This window comes from Streptacidiphilus albus JL83, from assembly GCF_000744705.1.
Taxonomy (GTDB): domain Bacteria; phylum Actinomycetota; class Actinomycetes; order Streptomycetales; family Streptomycetaceae; genus Streptacidiphilus; species Streptacidiphilus albus.
In genome coordinates, this window is the sequence record NZ_JQML01000001.1 from 9,211,952 (window position 1) to 9,227,547 (window position 15,596).

General features: G+C 72.6%; 10 protein-coding genes and 2 pseudogenes. 7 read left to right on the plus strand and 5 right to left on the minus strand.

The window, feature by feature from the left end:
* Nucleotides 1-24 precede the first annotated feature (24 nt).
* The 3 genes from BS75_RS39915 to BS75_RS39925 form a co-directional block, all read right to left on the minus strand.
* Nucleotides 25-1,860: a glycoside hydrolase family 15 protein gene (locus BS75_RS39915; RefSeq protein WP_042439228.1), complete on the minus strand. Its 1,836-nt coding sequence runs from the start codon at nt 1,858-1,860 to the stop codon at nt 25-27.
* Between the two features lie 142 nt (nt 1,861-2,002).
* Nucleotides 2,003-3,433, minus strand: a complete 1,431-nt coding sequence (locus tag BS75_RS39920; protein WP_231608039.1) for a sensor histidine kinase — start codon at nt 3,431-3,433, stop codon at nt 2,003-2,005.
* Nucleotides 3,430-4,116 (minus strand): response regulator transcription factor, encoded by a 687-nt coding sequence (locus BS75_RS39925; RefSeq protein ID WP_034091707.1) that lies wholly within the window; start codon nt 4,114-4,116, stop codon nt 3,430-3,432. The genes BS75_RS39920 and BS75_RS39925 overlap by 4 nt, the downstream gene beginning before the upstream one ends.
* A 63-nt stretch (nt 4,117-4,179) precedes the next feature.
* Between BS75_RS39925 and BS75_RS39930 the strand changes: the two genes are divergently transcribed.
* The 5 genes and pseudogenes from BS75_RS39930 (at nt 4,180) to BS75_RS39955 (ending at nt 11,126) form a co-directional block, all read left to right on the plus strand.
* Nucleotides 4,180-5,376 carry a UDP-N-acetylglucosamine--N-acetylmuramyl-(pentapeptide) pyrophosphoryl-undecaprenol N-acetylglucosamine transferase gene (locus BS75_RS39930; RefSeq protein ID WP_042439231.1) on the plus strand — a complete coding sequence of 399 codons (1,197 nt, stop codon included), beginning with the start codon at nt 4,180-4,182 and terminating at the stop codon, nt 5,374-5,376.
* Nucleotides 5,373-6,380 carry an SDR family NAD(P)-dependent oxidoreductase gene (locus BS75_RS39935; RefSeq protein WP_034091709.1) on the plus strand — a complete coding sequence of 336 codons (1,008 nt, stop codon included), beginning with the start codon at nt 5,373-5,375 and terminating at the stop codon, nt 6,378-6,380. Before BS75_RS39930 ends, BS75_RS39935 begins: the two co-directional genes overlap by 4 nt.
* 148 nt (nt 6,381-6,528) lie before the next feature.
* Nucleotides 6,529-7,954 (plus strand): annotated as a pseudogene (locus tag BS75_RS43730) (alkaline phosphatase family protein).
* A 55-nt stretch (nt 7,955-8,009) separates the two neighbouring features.
* Nucleotides 8,010-9,221 (plus strand): annotated as a pseudogene (locus tag BS75_RS39945) (glycoside hydrolase family 10 protein); the annotation flags it as partial.
* A gap of 432 nt (nt 9,222-9,653) precedes the next feature.
* Nucleotides 9,654-11,126, plus strand: a complete 1,473-nt coding sequence (locus BS75_RS39955) for a glycoside hydrolase family 10 protein (RefSeq protein WP_063776591.1) — start codon at nt 9,654-9,656, stop codon at nt 11,124-11,126.
* Nucleotides 11,127-11,224: 98 nt separating this feature from the next.
* Here BS75_RS39955 and BS75_RS39960 read toward each other — a convergent pair whose 3' ends face one another.
* On the minus strand, nt 11,225-12,034 hold the full coding sequence (locus BS75_RS39960) for an N-acetylmuramoyl-L-alanine amidase (RefSeq protein ID WP_052070339.1): 810 nt from the start codon (nt 12,032-12,034) through the stop codon (nt 11,225-11,227).
* Nucleotides 12,035-12,423: 389 nt separating this feature from the next.
* Between BS75_RS39960 and BS75_RS39965 the strand changes: the two genes are divergently transcribed.
* Nucleotides 12,424-12,633: a DUF5133 domain-containing protein gene (locus BS75_RS39965; RefSeq protein WP_034091711.1), complete on the plus strand. Its 210-nt coding sequence runs from the start codon at nt 12,424-12,426 to the stop codon at nt 12,631-12,633.
* Nucleotides 12,634-12,822: 189 nt separating this feature from the next.
* Nucleotides 12,823-13,419 carry a hypothetical protein gene (locus BS75_RS39970; RefSeq protein ID WP_052070341.1) on the plus strand — a complete coding sequence of 199 codons (597 nt, stop codon included), beginning with the start codon at nt 12,823-12,825 and terminating at the stop codon, nt 13,417-13,419.
* Between the two features lie 105 nt (nt 13,420-13,524).
* On the opposite strand, the gene BS75_RS39975 is transcribed toward BS75_RS39970, so the two are convergent.
* A complete protein-coding gene (locus BS75_RS39975; RefSeq protein ID WP_034091712.1) occupies nt 13,525-15,444 on the minus strand; it encodes a S9 family peptidase in 1,920 nt (639 codons plus the stop codon).
* Nucleotides 15,445-15,596: the final 152 nt, after the last annotated feature.

Sequence of the window (15,596 nt, forward strand, 5' to 3'; positions counted from 1 at the left end):
ACGATCGTTGCCGCGCACCCCGCCTCAGCCGAGTGCCCGGTCGAGGTTGAAGGCGGCGCTGATCAGCGAGAGGTGGGTGAAGGCCTGCGGGAAGTTGCCGAGCTGCTCGCCGGTCGGGCCGATCTCCTCGGCGAACAGACCGAGGTGGTTCGCGTAGGTGAGCATCTTCTCGAAGGCGAGCCGGGCCTCCTCCAGCCGGCCCGCGCGGGCCAGCGCCTCGACGTACCAGAAGGAGCAGATCGAGAAGGTTCCCTCCGGTCCGTGCAGGCCGTCGGAGCCGGCGGTCGGGTCGTAGCGGTAGACCAGCGAGTCGGAGACCAGGTCCGCGGTGAGGGCGTCCAGGGTGGAGAGCCACTTGGGGTCGGTGGGCGAGATGAACTTGGCCATCGGCATCATCAGCAGCGAGGCGTCCAGGACGTCGCCGTCCAGGGCCTGGACGAAGGCGCCCCGCTCGGCCGACCAGCCGCGGCTCATGATCTGCCGGTAGATCGCGTCACGGGACTGCCGCCAGCGGGGCAGGTCGGCCGGCAGGCCGCGGCGGTTCGCCATCCGCATCGCCCGCTCCAGTGCCACCCAGCACATCAGCCGCGAGTAGACGAGGTCCCTGCGGCCCGCGCGGGTCTCCCAGATTCCCTCGTCGGGCTGGTCCCAGTGGCCGCAGACCCAGTCCGCCATCGCGCCGACCTCGTCCCAGCGGGCGCTGCTGATCGGTTTCCCCCACTTGTCGTAGAGGTAGATCGAGTCGATCAGCGCTCCGTAGATGTCCAGCTGGAGCTGGCCGGTGGCGGCGTTGCCGACCCGGACCGGAGCCGAGCCGAGGTAGCCCTCCAGGTGCGGCAGCTCGTACTCGGGCAGGTCCCTGCGGCCGTCGATCCCGTACATGATCTGCAACGGGCTGGTCGCACCGGTGCCGCAGCTGAGGCCGCGCTCGCAGAGGAAGCCCATGAACGCCTCGGCCTCCGAGGTGAAGCCCAGGCGCATCATGGCGTAGACGCAGAAGGCGGCGTCTCGGACCCAGACGTACCGGTAGTCCCAGTTGCGCTCGCCGCCGATCTGCTCCGGCAGGCTGGTGGTCGGTGCGGCCACGATCGCCCCGGTCGGCGCGTAGGTGAGCAGCTTCAGCACCAGCGCGGAGCGGTGCACCATCTCCCGCCAGCGCCCGTGGTACTGCGATCCGGCCAGCCAGTGGCGCCAGAACCGGACGGTCGCCTCGGCCTGCTCCTGAGCCTCGGCGCGCAGGCACGACCGGGTCGGGACGTCGTCGTCGATCCGGTCGAGGGCGAACACGTTGGACTCGCCCTCGACGAGCTTGAAGTGCGACCACACGTCCAGGCCGTCGCTCTCCAGGGGGGCGGTGGAGGTCAGCGCCAGGGTCAGCGACGGGGAGCGGAACACCGCCGCATCGCCTTCGAGGCGCGTGGTGTGCGCCTCGGCTCCGTAGCCGAAGCGGGGGGCGACCCGCGCCCTGAACGGGAGCGTTCCGCGGACGCAGACCACCCGCCGGATCAGCCGGTGCCGGGCTGCCTCGCGCGACTCGTCGACCACCGGCATGAAGTCCTGGATCTCGGCCACTCCGTCCGCCGCGAAGAACCGCGTGATCAGCACGTTGGTGTCGGGGAAGTAGAACTGCCGGGTGCGCGTCGGGACCTCGGCGGCCAACTCGAAGGAGCCGCCCTTGTCGGCGTCGAGGATGGCCCCGAACACGCTGGGTGAGTCGAAGCGCGGACAGCAGTACCAGTCGATGGTGCCGTCCGTGCCGACCAGGGCGGTCGTCCGAAGATCGCCGATCAGGCCGTGCTCGGCGATCGGTGGGTAGCGGCCGCTGTCGGCCTGCTCGAAACCAGTCGTGTCGAACGCCATGCCGGCCTCCTGCCGCTGCGGCGCGGGTCCGGAGCAGGACCCCCGGAGAAGGACCTCCGCCTTTCATGCTAGATCGCCGGCCGGGACGGGGCTCCGGCGAAGCCGCGAGCGAGCCTCGACGCCTGTGCCCTCGGAAGGCGGACTACCGATCCGCACGCAGCTGTACCGCGCCGATCCGCAGGCAGAAGCGGGCGCCGCCGCCGGCGGCCGCCTCGGCGGTGAGCGTGGCGTGGTGGGCCTGGGCGATCTGCTGGGCCATGGCCAGGCCCAGCCCCGATCCGGGAAGGGCCCGGGCCGTGGTGGCGCGGTAGAAACGGTCGAAGACATGGGGCAGGTCCTCGGGCGCGATGCCGGGGCCGTGGTCGCGGATGGTCAGCTCCAGCAAGGGCGGGGCCGTCCCGTCCCGGCGGACCAGGGACAGCTCCACCGGGCCGCCGGGCGGGCTGAACTTGGCCGCGTTGTCCAGCAGGTTGGCCAGCAGCCGGGACAGCCGCGCCGGGACTCCCTCGACCGCGCAGTCCGGCGCCAGCTCGGCGGTGAAGGTGATGGCGGGCCAGTGGTGCCGGGCCGAGTCCAGGCACTGCCGGGCCAGCAGGTCGAGCCGGACCGTCTCCAGCAGCGGGGCGGGTTCCTCCTCACGGGCCAGCTCGATCAGATCGTTCACCAGTGAGGTGATCTCGCGGATCTGGCGCTGCAGGGCGGTGGACGCGCGGATGAGCTGTTCCGGGGTCAGCCGGTCGGCGCGGGCCAGCAGTTCGGCGTTGGTGCGCAGCGCCGTCAGCGGGGTCCGCAGTTCGTGGGAGGCGTCGGCGACCAGCCGGCGGCGGGCCGTCACCGACTGCTCCAGCTCGCCGAGCATGGTGTTGAAGCTGGTGGCCAGGCGGGTGATCTCGTCCTCGCGGTGCTGCGCGGACGCGGGGAGCCGGACCCGCTGCTTCGGGTCGCGGGTGGCGGCGATGCGCTCGGCGGTCGCGGTGAGCCGGGCGACCGGGCGCAGGCCGGTCCGGGAGACCGCGTAGCCGAGGACCGCCGCCAGCAGTACGCCCAGCGCGCCGATGACGGACATCAGCTCCGCCGCCTGGGTGACGCCCTGCTGCACGGTGTCGGAGCGGACGGCGACCTGGACCGCCTTGCCCTCGCCGAAGGAGGTGGTGAGTATCCGGGCCGGATGGCCGTCGACGCTGATGTTGCTGTAGTAGCCGTTGCGCTCACCGGCTGCGACCGCGCGGGTGGCGTCGGTCACCGGGAGCAGGTAGGGGGCCGAGGGATCGTCGGACCGGTCGGCCGGGACGATCTGCGAGCAGGCGGGGGCGGCCAGGTAGACGCATTCGCCGGACACCGTGCCCGGAGCCGAGCCGTGGTTCAACTGCTGCACCACTGTGGCCTGCTGGCCCAGCTGCAGGTCCAACTGGTGCCCCAGCTCGTGCCGGACGACGACGAAGGCCGCGGCGGTGACGCCGATGGCGACCAGGGTGACGGCGAGGGTGCAGGCCAGGGCGAGCCGGGTGCGCAGGGTGCGGCGGGCGAACCGGCCGAACCGGCCGACGCCGAACCGGGTCGCGGGGGGAGTCACGCGCTGCTCAGTCGGTAGCCCACGCCATGGCTGGTGTGCAGGATCCGGGGCTCGCCGCCGGCCTCCAGCTTCCGCCGCAGGTAGCCGATGTAGACGGCGAGCGAGTTGGAGTCGGGGCCGAAGTCGCCGCTCCACACCCGCTCCAGGATCAGCTCCCTGGGCAGCACCTGGTCCGGGTGGCGCAGCAGCAGTTCGAGCAGCGCCGCCTCGGTGCGGGTGAACTCCAGTCGGCGGCCGGAGCGGTCGCCGGTCCTGGTCGCCGGGTCGAAGCGCAGGTCGCCGAGGGACAGCAGGGCGTCCGGCTCGGCCGGCGCCGAGCGGCGCAGCAGGGCGCGCAACCGCGCCAGCAGCTCGTCCAGGGCGAAGGGCTTCGTCAGGTAGTCGTCGGCCCCGGCGTCCAGCCCTTCCACCCGGTCGGTGACCGAGTCGCGGGCGGTGAGCACCAGGATGGGCACCCGGTCGCCCAGGTCGCGCAGCCGACGGCAGACCGCGAGGCCGTCCAGGGTGGGCATCATCACGTCCAGCACCAGGGCGTCGGGCTGCCAGCCGCCGACCTCGGCCAGGGCGGCGAGCCCGTCGGCGGCGGTGCGCACGGCGTAGCCCTCGACGGTGAGGCCGTCGGCGAGGGCGGCGCTCACCTCCGGGTCGTCGTCCACCACGAGGACGCGAGTAGCTGTTGGCATGGGTCCATCGTGGCAAATGTCCGTCTTAGAACGTTCTTAGGGGGGTTCGCCACGCTGGCCGACATGCAGACAGCAGCGGAACACGACAGGCAGGAAGGGCCCCGGGGGCTCTCGGTGGTGATCGGGGCCGGGGGCACCGGCGGGCACATCTACCCGGGTCTGGCCCTGGCCGAGGCACTGCGCCGACTCGAACCGAGAGCGGTGATCTCCTTCGTGGGGACCGAACGCGGCCTGGAGACCCGGCTGATCCCCGAAGCCGGCTACCGGCTGCACACCGTCGACATGATCCCCTTCGACCCGGCGCTAGGGCTGCGCCGCTTCCTGCTCCCGGCCGATCTGCTGCGCTCCGGGCTGCAGGTCCGTGAGCTGCTGCGCCGCCAGGGCGCACAGGTCGCGGTGGGCATGGGCGGCTACCCCAGCGCCCCGGTGATCCTCGGCGCCCGGCTCGCCCGGCTGCCCAGCGTCGTCCACGAGTCCAATGCCGTGCCCGGCCGGGCCAACCGCTTCGCCGCACGGCTCACCCCCCATGTCTGCCTGGCCTTCGACCGCACCCGTGAGCACCTGCCCCGGGCCTCGGCGGCCGAGACCGTGGGGATGCCGCTGATGGGCGCGCTCGCCGGAATGGACCGGGCCGCGCTGCGGGTCGGGGCACGGAGGGCCCTGGGGATCGCACCGGGCGTCCGGCTGGTGCTGGTCAACGGCGGCAGCCTGGGAGCGGCGCGGCTCACCGGGGCGGCGCTCGGCCTGGCCGAGCGCTGGAGCGGACGCGAGGATGTCCGGCTGCTGGTCAAGACCGGTCCGGCCGCCCTGGACGGCGCCCGCGCCCGGCTGGCGTCCGGCGGCGGTGGCCGGGTCGCCACCGCGGTCCCGTACCTGGACCGGATGGACCTCGCCTACGCCGCCGCCGACCTGGTGGTCTGCCGGGCGGGCTCCGCCACCGTCGCCGAGCTGGCGACCCTGGGGGTCCCGGCCGTACTGGTGCCCTATCCGCACGCGCCCGGCGACCACCAGACCCACAACGCGCGGGTGCTCTCCGACGCGGGGGCGGCGCTGCTGCTGCCCGATGCCGGGACCACCGCCGACAGCCTGGCCGACCTGATCGAGCCGCTGCTGGGCGACCCGCTGCGGCTCGGGGCGATGGGGAGGGCCGCCGAGCCCGGCACCCACGCCCGGGCGGCCGAACTGCTGGCCAGGCGCGTCCTGCAGGTGGCCGGACGAAGCGTCAGCACAACCACGGAGACAGAGGAGTTGGCAGCATGAGTGACATCCGACAGGGCCGGCAGGACTGGAGTGGGCGCCGGGTGCTGGTCACCGGTGCGGAGGGCTTCATCGGCAGCACCCTGGTCGACCTGCTGGTGGCGCGGGGCGCGGAGGTCCGCGCGCTGGTCCACTACAAGCCCTATGCCGAGAAGGGGTTCCTGGCCGGCTACCTCGGCGGCGGGCAGGTCGAGATGGCGGCGGGCGACGTCCGCGACGCCGGACGCGTCCACGACGTGGTGGCCGACTGCGACACGGTGTTCCACCTGGCCGCCCTGATCGGCATCCCGTACAGCTACCAGGCCCCCGAGGCCTATGTGCAGACCAATGTGACGGGCACTCAGAACGTGGCCGCCGCCTGTGTGCGGCACGGCGCACGGCTCGTCCACACCTCCACCAGCGAGGTCTACGGGACGGCGATCACCGCGCCGATCACCGAGCAGCACCCGCTGCAGCCGCAGTCGCCGTACTCCGCCTCGAAGATCGGCGCGGACATGATGGCGCTGTCGTACCACCACGCGTTCGAGCTGCCGGTGACCGTGGTCAGGCCCTTCAACACCTACGGCCCCCGGCAGTCCGCCCGCGCCGTGATCCCCACCATCCTCGCCCAACTGCACTCCGGCGCCCGGCAGATCAAACTCGGCTCGCTCACCCCGACGCGTGACTTCACCTTCGTCACCGACACCGCCGAAGGCTTCCTGGCGGCCGCCCGAGCGGACCGCACCCTCGGCGAGGTGATCAACCTGGGCACCGGCACCGAGGTCTCCGTCGGCGACCTCGCCCGGGCGCTGGTCACCGCCACCGGCGTGGACGCCGAGGTGGTCGTCGACCCCTCGCGGCTGCGCCCCGTCGGCAGCGAGGTGCAGCGGCTGCTCTCCGACAACAGCCGGGCCCGCGAGCTGGCCGGCTGGACGCCGGAGGTCGGCCTCGCCGAAGGGCTGCGCCGGACCTCCGACTGGGTGCGGGACAACCTGCGCCTGTTCGCCCCCGGCCGTTACCAGGTCTGAACCGGACTCCGACGCGGGACCGGGGTGCTTCCTGGCCCGTGCCGCCGTCCGGCGCGCCTCCGCCGGCCCTGCCCAGGTCAGGGGGTACCTTGCCGGTGTGCGGGGTGGCCCGCAGGGTCGTCATCGGGGGTATGTGAAGGAAAGGCGTATGTCCGCGACGACGCGGCGCAGGTTGCTCGGGACCGTGGGCGCGGCTGCGGCCACGGCACTGCTTCCGCCCGGCGTCCAGCGCGCGGTGGCCGCCGGAGCGCCCAGCTGCGGTTCGATCCGCGATGTGGAGCACGTGGTCCTGCTGATGCAGGAGAACCGGTCCTTCGACCACTATTTCGGCACACTGCCCGGGGTACGCGGCTTCGACGACCCGGAGGCGATCTGCCTGGACACCGGTCGGTCGGTCTTCCACCAGCCCGACCGGGTCCACCCGGACGGATACGTGCTGCCGTTCCACCTGGACACGCGCACCAGCCGGGCCCAGGCACTGCCGTCCATGAGCCATGCCTGGGAGGTCCAGCACCAGGCCTGGAACCGGGGGCGGATGGACCAGTGGCTGGCTGCGCACCGGGCTGCCGACGGCGCCAACGGCCCCTACGCCATGGGCTACTACACCCGCCAGGACATCCCCTTCCACTACGCCCTCGCCGAGACCTTCACCATCTGCGACAACTACTTCTCATCGGTGCTGGGCCCCACGATCCCGAACCGGCTCTACTGGATGACGGGAACCATCGACGCAGCGGCGACCAACGGCGGCCCGGTCATCGGAGCACCGCCGAGGCAGCCGCTGACCTGGACCACGTACCCCGAGCGGCTGGAGGCGGCCGGGGTGAGCTGGAAGGTCTACCAGGAAACCTCCGCACGGCTTCGACGTGCTGTCCCACTTCGCGGGCTTCCAGCGCGCCGAGCCCGGCGATCCGCTCCACGACAAGGGCCTCAGGGCGGAGCCGGGCGGCACGTTCGAGGACGACGTGCGCAACGACCGGCTCCCCGCGGTGTCCTGGATCCTGCCCAGGGGATGGCAGTCGGAGCACCCCGCCGCCCTGCCCGCCGCCGGCGCGCTCTTCGTCGCCTCGAAGATCAACGCGATTGCTGCCAACCCGGAGGTCTGGGCGAAGACCGTCTTCATCCTCAACTACGACGAGAACGACGGCCTGTTCGACCATGTTCCACCGCCGGTGCCCGGCCCGGGAACTGATGGCGAAGCTGTCGACGGCCTGCCGGTCGGCGCGGGATTCCGGGTGCCGTGCATCATCGTCTCGCCCTGGACGGTGGGCGGCTGGGTCGCCTCCGAGGCCTTCGACCACACCTCGGTGCTGCAGTTCCTGGAGCGGTTCACCGGCGTCCCCGAGACCAACATCACCGACTGGCGCAGGGACACCTTCGGGGATCTGACCTCCGCCTTCCAGTTCCGGCAGGGCAGACGGGACCCGCCACCCCTGCCGGACGCCGACCGTCAGTTCGAGCTGGCCGAGCTGCAGGTGGAGACCCTGCCCGCGCCACCGCTGCCCGGGACCCCGCAGCGCCCTCCCCATCAGGAGCGGGGCAAGGACCAGCCGCTCTTGACCAGCCGCACGTGAGAGGAGCAGCCAGGTGGAGCCGCCTCCGCCCTGCCGCCCCGGCCGCCGAGCGGTCCTGGGCCTGCTGGGGGCGGCGATCACCGTGGCCGCCGGCTCGCACCCCGCTGCTGCGGCCGCGGGCACCGCCCGGGCCGTCGGGCAGCACCACGCGGCCGGTGGTGTCGGCAAGCGACAGATGCGGGGCCTCTGGATCACGAGCCTGGACAACATCGACTGGCCCAGGCACCGCGGGCTGAGCGCGGAGCGGCTCCGGGCAGACTTCACCACGCTGCTCGACGAGGCCCGGGCGGTCGGCTTCAACGCGGTGTTCGTGCAGGTCCGCCCGACCGCCGATGCCCTGTGGCCCTCGCCCTTCGAGCCGTGGTCGCAGTGGCTGACGGGTACTCAGGGCAAGGATCCGGGCTGGGATCCGCTGGAGTTCATGGTCGGCGCGGCGCACGAACGCGGCCTGGCGTTCCACGCCTGGTTCAACCCGTTCCGGGTGGCCATCCAGCCGCATCTCGCCAAGCTGCTCCCCAGCCACCCCGCCCGCCGCAACCGGGACTGGGCCGTCGTCTACAACGGCGAGATCTACTACAACCCCGGGATCCCCGAGGTCCGCGCCTTCGTCCAGCAGGCCGTCATGGACGCCGTCCAGCGCTACGACATCGACGGTGTCCACATCGACGACTACTTCTACCCCTACCCGAGCCACGCCGGTACGGAGTTCCCCGACGACGCGGCTTTCGCCGCCCACGGGCGCGGGTTCACCGACCGCGCCGCCTGGCGTCGTGACAATGTCGACCTGATGGTCCAGCAGTTGCGCGACCTGGTGCGCGCCGCGCGCCCGGAGGCGGCCTACGGCATCAGCCCGTTCGGCGTCTGGCGCAACCGCACCAGCGACCCGGCCGGGTCCGCCACCATGGCGCTGCAGTCCTACGACGCCCAGTTCAGCGACTCCCGCGCCTGGGTCCGCAACGGCTGGGTCGACTACATCGCGCCGCAGCTCTACTGGTACATCGGCCTGGCCAACTCCGACTACGCGGTCCTGGCCCCCTGGTGGGCCGAGCAGACCGCCGGCACCGACACCCAGCTGTGGATCGGCCAGTCCGCGTCCCGCCCCGGCGCCCCCGACCGCCCGGCGGCCTGGCAGGACCCGGCCGAGCTCTCCCGCCATCTCGCCCTCGACGCCACCCTGCCGGCCATCGGCGGTGACCTCTTCTTCAGCGCCCGAAGCGTCCGCGTCGACCGGATCGGCGCCATCAGGAGACTGGCCGCCGACCACTGGCGCCGCCCGGTGCTGAGCCCCCTCCTGCCCCGCCTCGCCCACGGCGTCCCACCCGGTTCGCCCGCCCTGCACCCCGCGGCCGATCGGCGCTCGCTGCGGATCACGCCCGCGGATCCGACCGGACGCGGCGGGCCGTTCCAGTACGCCGTCTACCGCTACGCCGAGGACCCCGGGCCGCTGCCGTCACCCGATCCGGCCCGGCTGACCGCCCTGTTGCCCGCCCTCACCGTCGACCGCTAACCGCTGCCGCCCGACACCCCCGGCTCCTGGTACACCGTCACTGCGGTCGACCGGGCAGGACGGGAGGGCCCGGCCGGCCCGGCCGTGTGGGTGCCCTCCGGGTGACCCTGCCGACCGAGCCACCCGAATGGCCGCAGCTGCCGCCCGGCGCGGCGCACCCCGGCGGGCGCCGCGGCCGACATCCTGGGCTCCATGACCTCCAGCACCCGGGGCGACGGCCCCGCAGCCGAGCCCGGACCGGAAAGCGGTCCGACACTCCCCGGCGCCCCTGCCCGGTCGGGTTCGCACACCCGGCGACGGACCCTCCTGTCCGGCCTCGCGGTGCTGGGCTCCGCCGCGCTGACCGGCACCGCCCGGCCGGTGGCGCCGGCCCGGCCCCGGGCACGGAACCAGGCGCAGGGGGATCACCGGCGGCCGCCCGTCGGGGATTCCCGCAGCGGTGGCACCGGCTGCCCGGGACACGAGCTGCGCGGCGTGTGGATCGCATCGGTCCGCAACATGGACTGGCCGGCCCGACCGGGGCTGCCCGCCGAGCGGTTGCGGGCCGATTTCCTCGCCCACCTGGACCGCGCGCGGGCGCTCGGTCTGAATGCGGTGTTCGTGCAGATCCGCCCCACGGCCGACGCCTTCTGGCCCTCGGCCTTCGAGCCGTGGTCGCAGTGGCTGACCGGCACCCAGGGCCGGGACCCCGGATGGGACCCACTGGCGTTCATGGTCCGGGCCGCCCATGAACGGGATCTGGCCTTCCACGCCTGGTTCAACCCCTACCGGGTGTCGATCCAGCCCGACCCCGCCCTGCTGGTGGCGGACCACCCCGCGCGCCGCCATCCGCACTGGGCCGTCAGCTACGCCGGACAGATCTGCTACAACCCCGGTGTCCCGGAAGCACGCCGGTTCGTCCAGCAGGCGATGATGGACGCGGTCCTGCGCTACGACCTCGACGGTGTCCACTTCGACGACTACTTCTACCCCTACCCCGTACCGGGCCAGGACTTCCCCGACGACGAGGCGTTCGCCGCCCACGGCGCCGGATTCACCGACCGGGCGGCCTGGCGGCGGCACAATGTCGACCTGTTGATCCGCGAGATGCGCGACCTGGTCCGGGCAGCGCGTCCGGAAGCGGCCTTCGGCGTCAGCCCGTTCGGCGTGTGGCGCAACGCCGGCAGCGACCCGGCCGGTTCGAGGACCGAGGCCTTCCAGTCCTACGACGGGCAGTACGCCGACACCCGTGCCTGGGTCCGCAACGGCTGGCTCGACTACATCGCCCCACAGCTGTACTGGGCCATCGGCGCACCCGCTGCGGACTACGCCACCCTGGCCCGGTGGTGGGCCGCCCAGACCAGCGGCACCGGTACCCAGCTGTGGATCGGCCAGGCCGCCTACCGCGTCGGCGCCCCGCGCCAACCGGCCGCCTGGGGGGACCCGGCGGAACTGTCCCGGCAGCTGACCCTCAACGCCCGGTTGCCGCAGATCGGCGGCAACATCCTGTTCAGCGCCAGCAGCGTGTGGGCGGACCGGATCGGCGGGATCAGCCGACTGGTCGCCGACCACTGGCAGCGACCGGCCCTCGGCCCCGTCCTGCCGAGGCCGGCCGGCGCGGCACCGGGGCCGGCCGGCGCGGCCTACCCGCCCCGGACCCCGGACCGCACCCGCTGCCCGGGGTGACTCCGCTGCTCGGGATGACTCCGCCCCCGTCCGCCGCTCGGGTGCCCCGTACGAAGGGGCGTCACCCGGTGGGCGGAGACGCATCGTTGCCTGCGCGTTCAGCCGTCCGGGTGCAGCAGGTAGGACGTCACGCCCGCGGCGATCCCGGTCGCGGCCAGTTCGCGCCAGGCCCCGGTGGTCATCTGGCGGGCTTCGGTCGGGTTGAGCATGTTGCCGCACTCGATGAAGACGGCGGGCACTCGCGACAGGTTCAGACCACCGAGGTCGCTGCGGACGACCAGCCCGGTGCCGTGGCCGAGATAGGTCGCGTGGGCCTCCCCGGTCACGGAGCCGAACGCGGCCCTCAGCGCGAGACCGAGTTGGCGTGAGGGTCCCACAATGGCTCGGGTGTCCGCCGCACCGGCCACGACCACGGCGGGCACGATCACATGGAAGCCGTAGTCCGGTGCGGGGGCGCCGTCGGCGTGGATGGCGACGGCCGCGTCCGCGTGGGCGCGGTTGGCGATGGCCGCGCGCTCGGTGACACAGGGCCCCCAGGGCCGGTCGCCGTCCTGGGTGAGGACCACCGTCGCGCCCTCGGCGCGCAGGATCACCCGTGCCCGCCTGGCCACATCGAGGTTGTAGTCGGCCTCGGTGTAGCCGGCCGCGGTGGCGGTGCCGGCGGTGTTGCAGGCCCTGCGGCCGTTGCCGATGTCGACCAGTCGGTGGGTCTCGACCAGGTGCGAGGGGTTGCCCGGGTTGTGGCCGGGATCGAGCACGACGGTCTTTCCCAGGAGCGGCAGCGCCGGGCCGGGGTCCGCCCGACCTGGAGCGCTGCCCCACTGGCCGCAGAGAACCGCACCGGCCACGACGAGGGGCAGGCCGGCCGCGGCAAGGGCACGGGAGCGGGAGCGGACCGAAAGACGCACGGGATCCTCCTGTGTGTGCAGTGGCATCGGCGCCCGAGTCCCGTCCATTCGATCACGAAGGGGACCGAATCCCACGGCACGGCGCAGTCGGCGTGTCCGGGCCCGGGCCGGAGGCGAGGCAGCCCCGGGCGAAGGCCGCCGCACTCCTCGGCGACGGTGCCCCGTCGGTCGGTCGGGAGTCGATCTGTGGCGAACGTCTCGCGTGCCGAAGGCAGTTGTGCGGCCGGCGGCCGCCTATCATTGAGTCAACAGTCCACCTCGTCCCGACGAGGTGATGACGGGTCAACTCCCCATGTGCTGAAGCATGTCGGCGGATTCCCCGTGCTGTGGTCCAGCGTCGGCCTGCAGCGGTTCCGCACCGTGCCAGCAACGACCTGACGGAGCTTTCCATGCCTCTGTACAACCCCGCCGCACTTCGCCGCCTCCTCGCCGAACTCGAAGCACTGGGCGACGCTCGCGGTGCGGACATCGAGCGCCGCCGCGAGGATCTCCACTACACCCTCTGCGTCTCGACCGGCACTCGTGAGCCTGCCCTCGCGGTGGAGCAGGCCCGCCGACTCCTCGCCCCGAGCCGCGACGCCCTCACCCCGGCAGCCTGAGGGGTCTGCCACGAGGCAGCGGGTGTCAACACTGCCTTTTGGGACAACTTTCTTGTGGCCAGCAAGAACTGACGTTGCGCCTGTTCGCTGTGGGCATTGCTGTGCAAGCATTCAGCCGGTGTGAATGAGCATCTTCAATCCACCGTGCCAGCTGCACCTATGCGTCCGCATACCGAAGGAGCCGTCCGTATGAAGAACGTCAGTCCATGGCTCGCCAGGCTCCTGGTGGCTCTCGTCGCCACCGTCACCGCACTCACCGTGGCTGCGGCGACCGCGCAGGCCGCCACCCCCACGACTGTCCGCCCGGCGACGACGCTGTCCATCTGTGCCAACTCGCCGATCCCCTCCGGCTACGTGATCACCGGGATCAGCACCGGGTCCCCGTCCTGCTCCGGCTACGCGCAGTACACCATCCAGACGCCGGTGGCCGGCGGTATGACGGTCTGTGGCAACTCGCCCATCCCCTCGGGCTACGTGATCACGGGAGTCAGCACCGGCGACGTCACCTGTGACGGCTACCAGGGCTACTACATCCGGACACCGGCGGCCGGCGGCGTCACGGTCTGTGGCAACTCGCCCATCCCCTCGGGCTACGTGATCACGGCGGTCAGCACCGGCGACGTCACCTGTGACGGCTACCAGGGCTACTACATCCGGACACCGGTGGCCAGCGGCATCACCGTGTGCGGCAACTCGCCCATCCCCTCGGGCTACGTCATCACCAGGACCAGCACCGGCGACGTCACCTGCGACGGGTACGACGGGTACTTCATCGTCCTGGCCTAGTTCCTCGGAGCCGGGACCGCGGTTCGGAGCAGCGTGGCACCCGGGGAGGCCGTCGGCCTCCCCGGGTGCCACGCGCAGGACTGCCGGGGCCGACCCGGAGCAGCCTCAGGTCGCGCCCCGGAGCCAGCGGTCGTACCAGCCCCGGATGCGGCGCAGGACATCCAGTTGGTGGTTGCGCTCCATGGGGCCGTGGCCTTCGCGGGGGTAGACGACGAGCTCGTGCTCGACGCCGAAGCGGCGCAGTGCGCGATGGAAGTGGACGGCCTGGCCGAGCGGGACGTTGGTGTCCTCCTCCCCGTGCAGGATCAGGATCGGGGTGCGGATCCTGGCCGCATGGGAGATCGGGCTGTTCCGGTCGTGGATGTGCGGTCCCGGCCCGTCCCAGCCGGTGCTGCCGCCGAGCGCCGCGTCCAGGGCGCCCCAGTCGCCGGTGCCGGCCTGCATGCCCCAGTCGCTGATGCCGGCGCCCATCACGGCGGCCTTGAACCGGTCGGTCCGGCTGACTGCCCAGGCCGCCATGAAGCCGCCGTGGCTCCACCCGGAGATGCCCAGGCGTTCGGGGTCGGCGACCCCATCGGCGACCAGCAGGTCGATTCCGGCGAGGATGTCGGTCCACTCGTCGCCGCCCACCGCGCCCGCCACCATGGCGGCGAACTCATGGCCGTGGCCCGATCCGCCCCGGGGGTTGGGCAGGAACACCGCGTATCCGCCGGCTGCCAACCACTGCCCGCAGTCGACCGCGTTCAGGGCGAAGGCGTCGGCGTAGCGGTAGTAGGGACCGCCGTGGACCATGGTGACGAGCGGAAAGGGCCCCTCCTCCCGCGTGCGGCCGGCCGGGAGGATCAGCAGCCCGTCCAACGGGATTCCGTCGGAGGCCTGGTAGCCGAGGCGCTGCTGGACTCCCCAGCGGATCCCGCGCAGTTGCGGACTGGTGTCGCTGAGCCGGATCAGCGGCCCGCCGACGGGTCCCGCATGGACGTTCCCGGGCTCGTAGGCAGTGCTCCACAGCACGGCGTACGTTTCGCCGGAGCGGCTCGCACTCAGCCCGGTGAGCTCGCCGGGGGCCGAGGACAGCTGGTGGAATCGCCGGGACTGCGGATCGAGCCGGTACAGCGCGGTGTCCAGTCCGTCGGCGAACAGCGCCAGCGGCGGCCCGTCGGCCACCTGCACCAGCTCGGTCGGGCTGACGGGCATGCCGAGGGTCAGGTTGCGGTGCTGGATCGCCGGACCGGTCACCGGCGGGACGGTGTCCAGCACGGCGAGCCCGCCGATGAGGTTCGGCGGGGTGACTGCCAGATGGGCCAGGTGCCACTCACCGTCGTGGTTCCACCAGACCGGGGACTCGGCCTCGACCCCGATCGGGCCCAGGTCCTGGACCGCTGCCGTGTGCGGGTCGACCAGGGGCAACTCCGCGTTCAGGACACCCGGGTCGAGTTCCGGGGTGGACCAGCTCAGCACTGCCAGCGGGCCGCCGTCCGGACGCTGGGTCAACTCCACGACATGGCGGTTCCCTAGGCCCTCCACGGTGCGGAGCACGCCGGTCCCCAGGTCGAGCAGGCGCAACCGGGTGACGGGGAGGTGCTGGCCCCAGACCTTGGCGTCGTCGCGCTCGGCCTCCCGGCGTTCGTCCTCCGCGGTGGGTTCGTCCTCGGCGAGGACGGCGACCGTGCGGCCGTCGGCGAGCGGGTAGTGGTCGGAGATTCCCCCGCGCCAACTGGTCAGGGTCTGGACCTCGGCGACGTCCTCGCCGTCGTCCAGGAGCACTCTCCGGAGCTGGGCGGTGCCCCGCTGCCGGCGCTCGGAGGTGAAGAGGAGAGCGGCCGAGTCGGGCGCCCATTTCGGAGCGAGGTCGTCGGCGGTGCCGTCGGTCAGCCGGCGCGGGGCTGTGCTGCCGTCCGTGGTGGCGACCCAGAGGGTGCCGTGCGGATGCCCGTCCTCGTCGCCTGCCGAGATCACCACGTGGGCGACCAGGCGACCGTCGGGTGAGATGGCCGGTGTCACCGCTAGGGCGATGTCCTGCACCATCTCGGCGGTGAGCCTCTCGGCGGGTCCGGGTCCGGGTCCGGGTCCGGGAGCGGGTCGCGGTGCAAGGTGCGGCATACCGTGTGCCCTTCGCTTGTCGGTGCGGCAGGCAGCCATCCTGCCGCACCGGCGGGCGGGTGTCAGTCGGGTTCGGC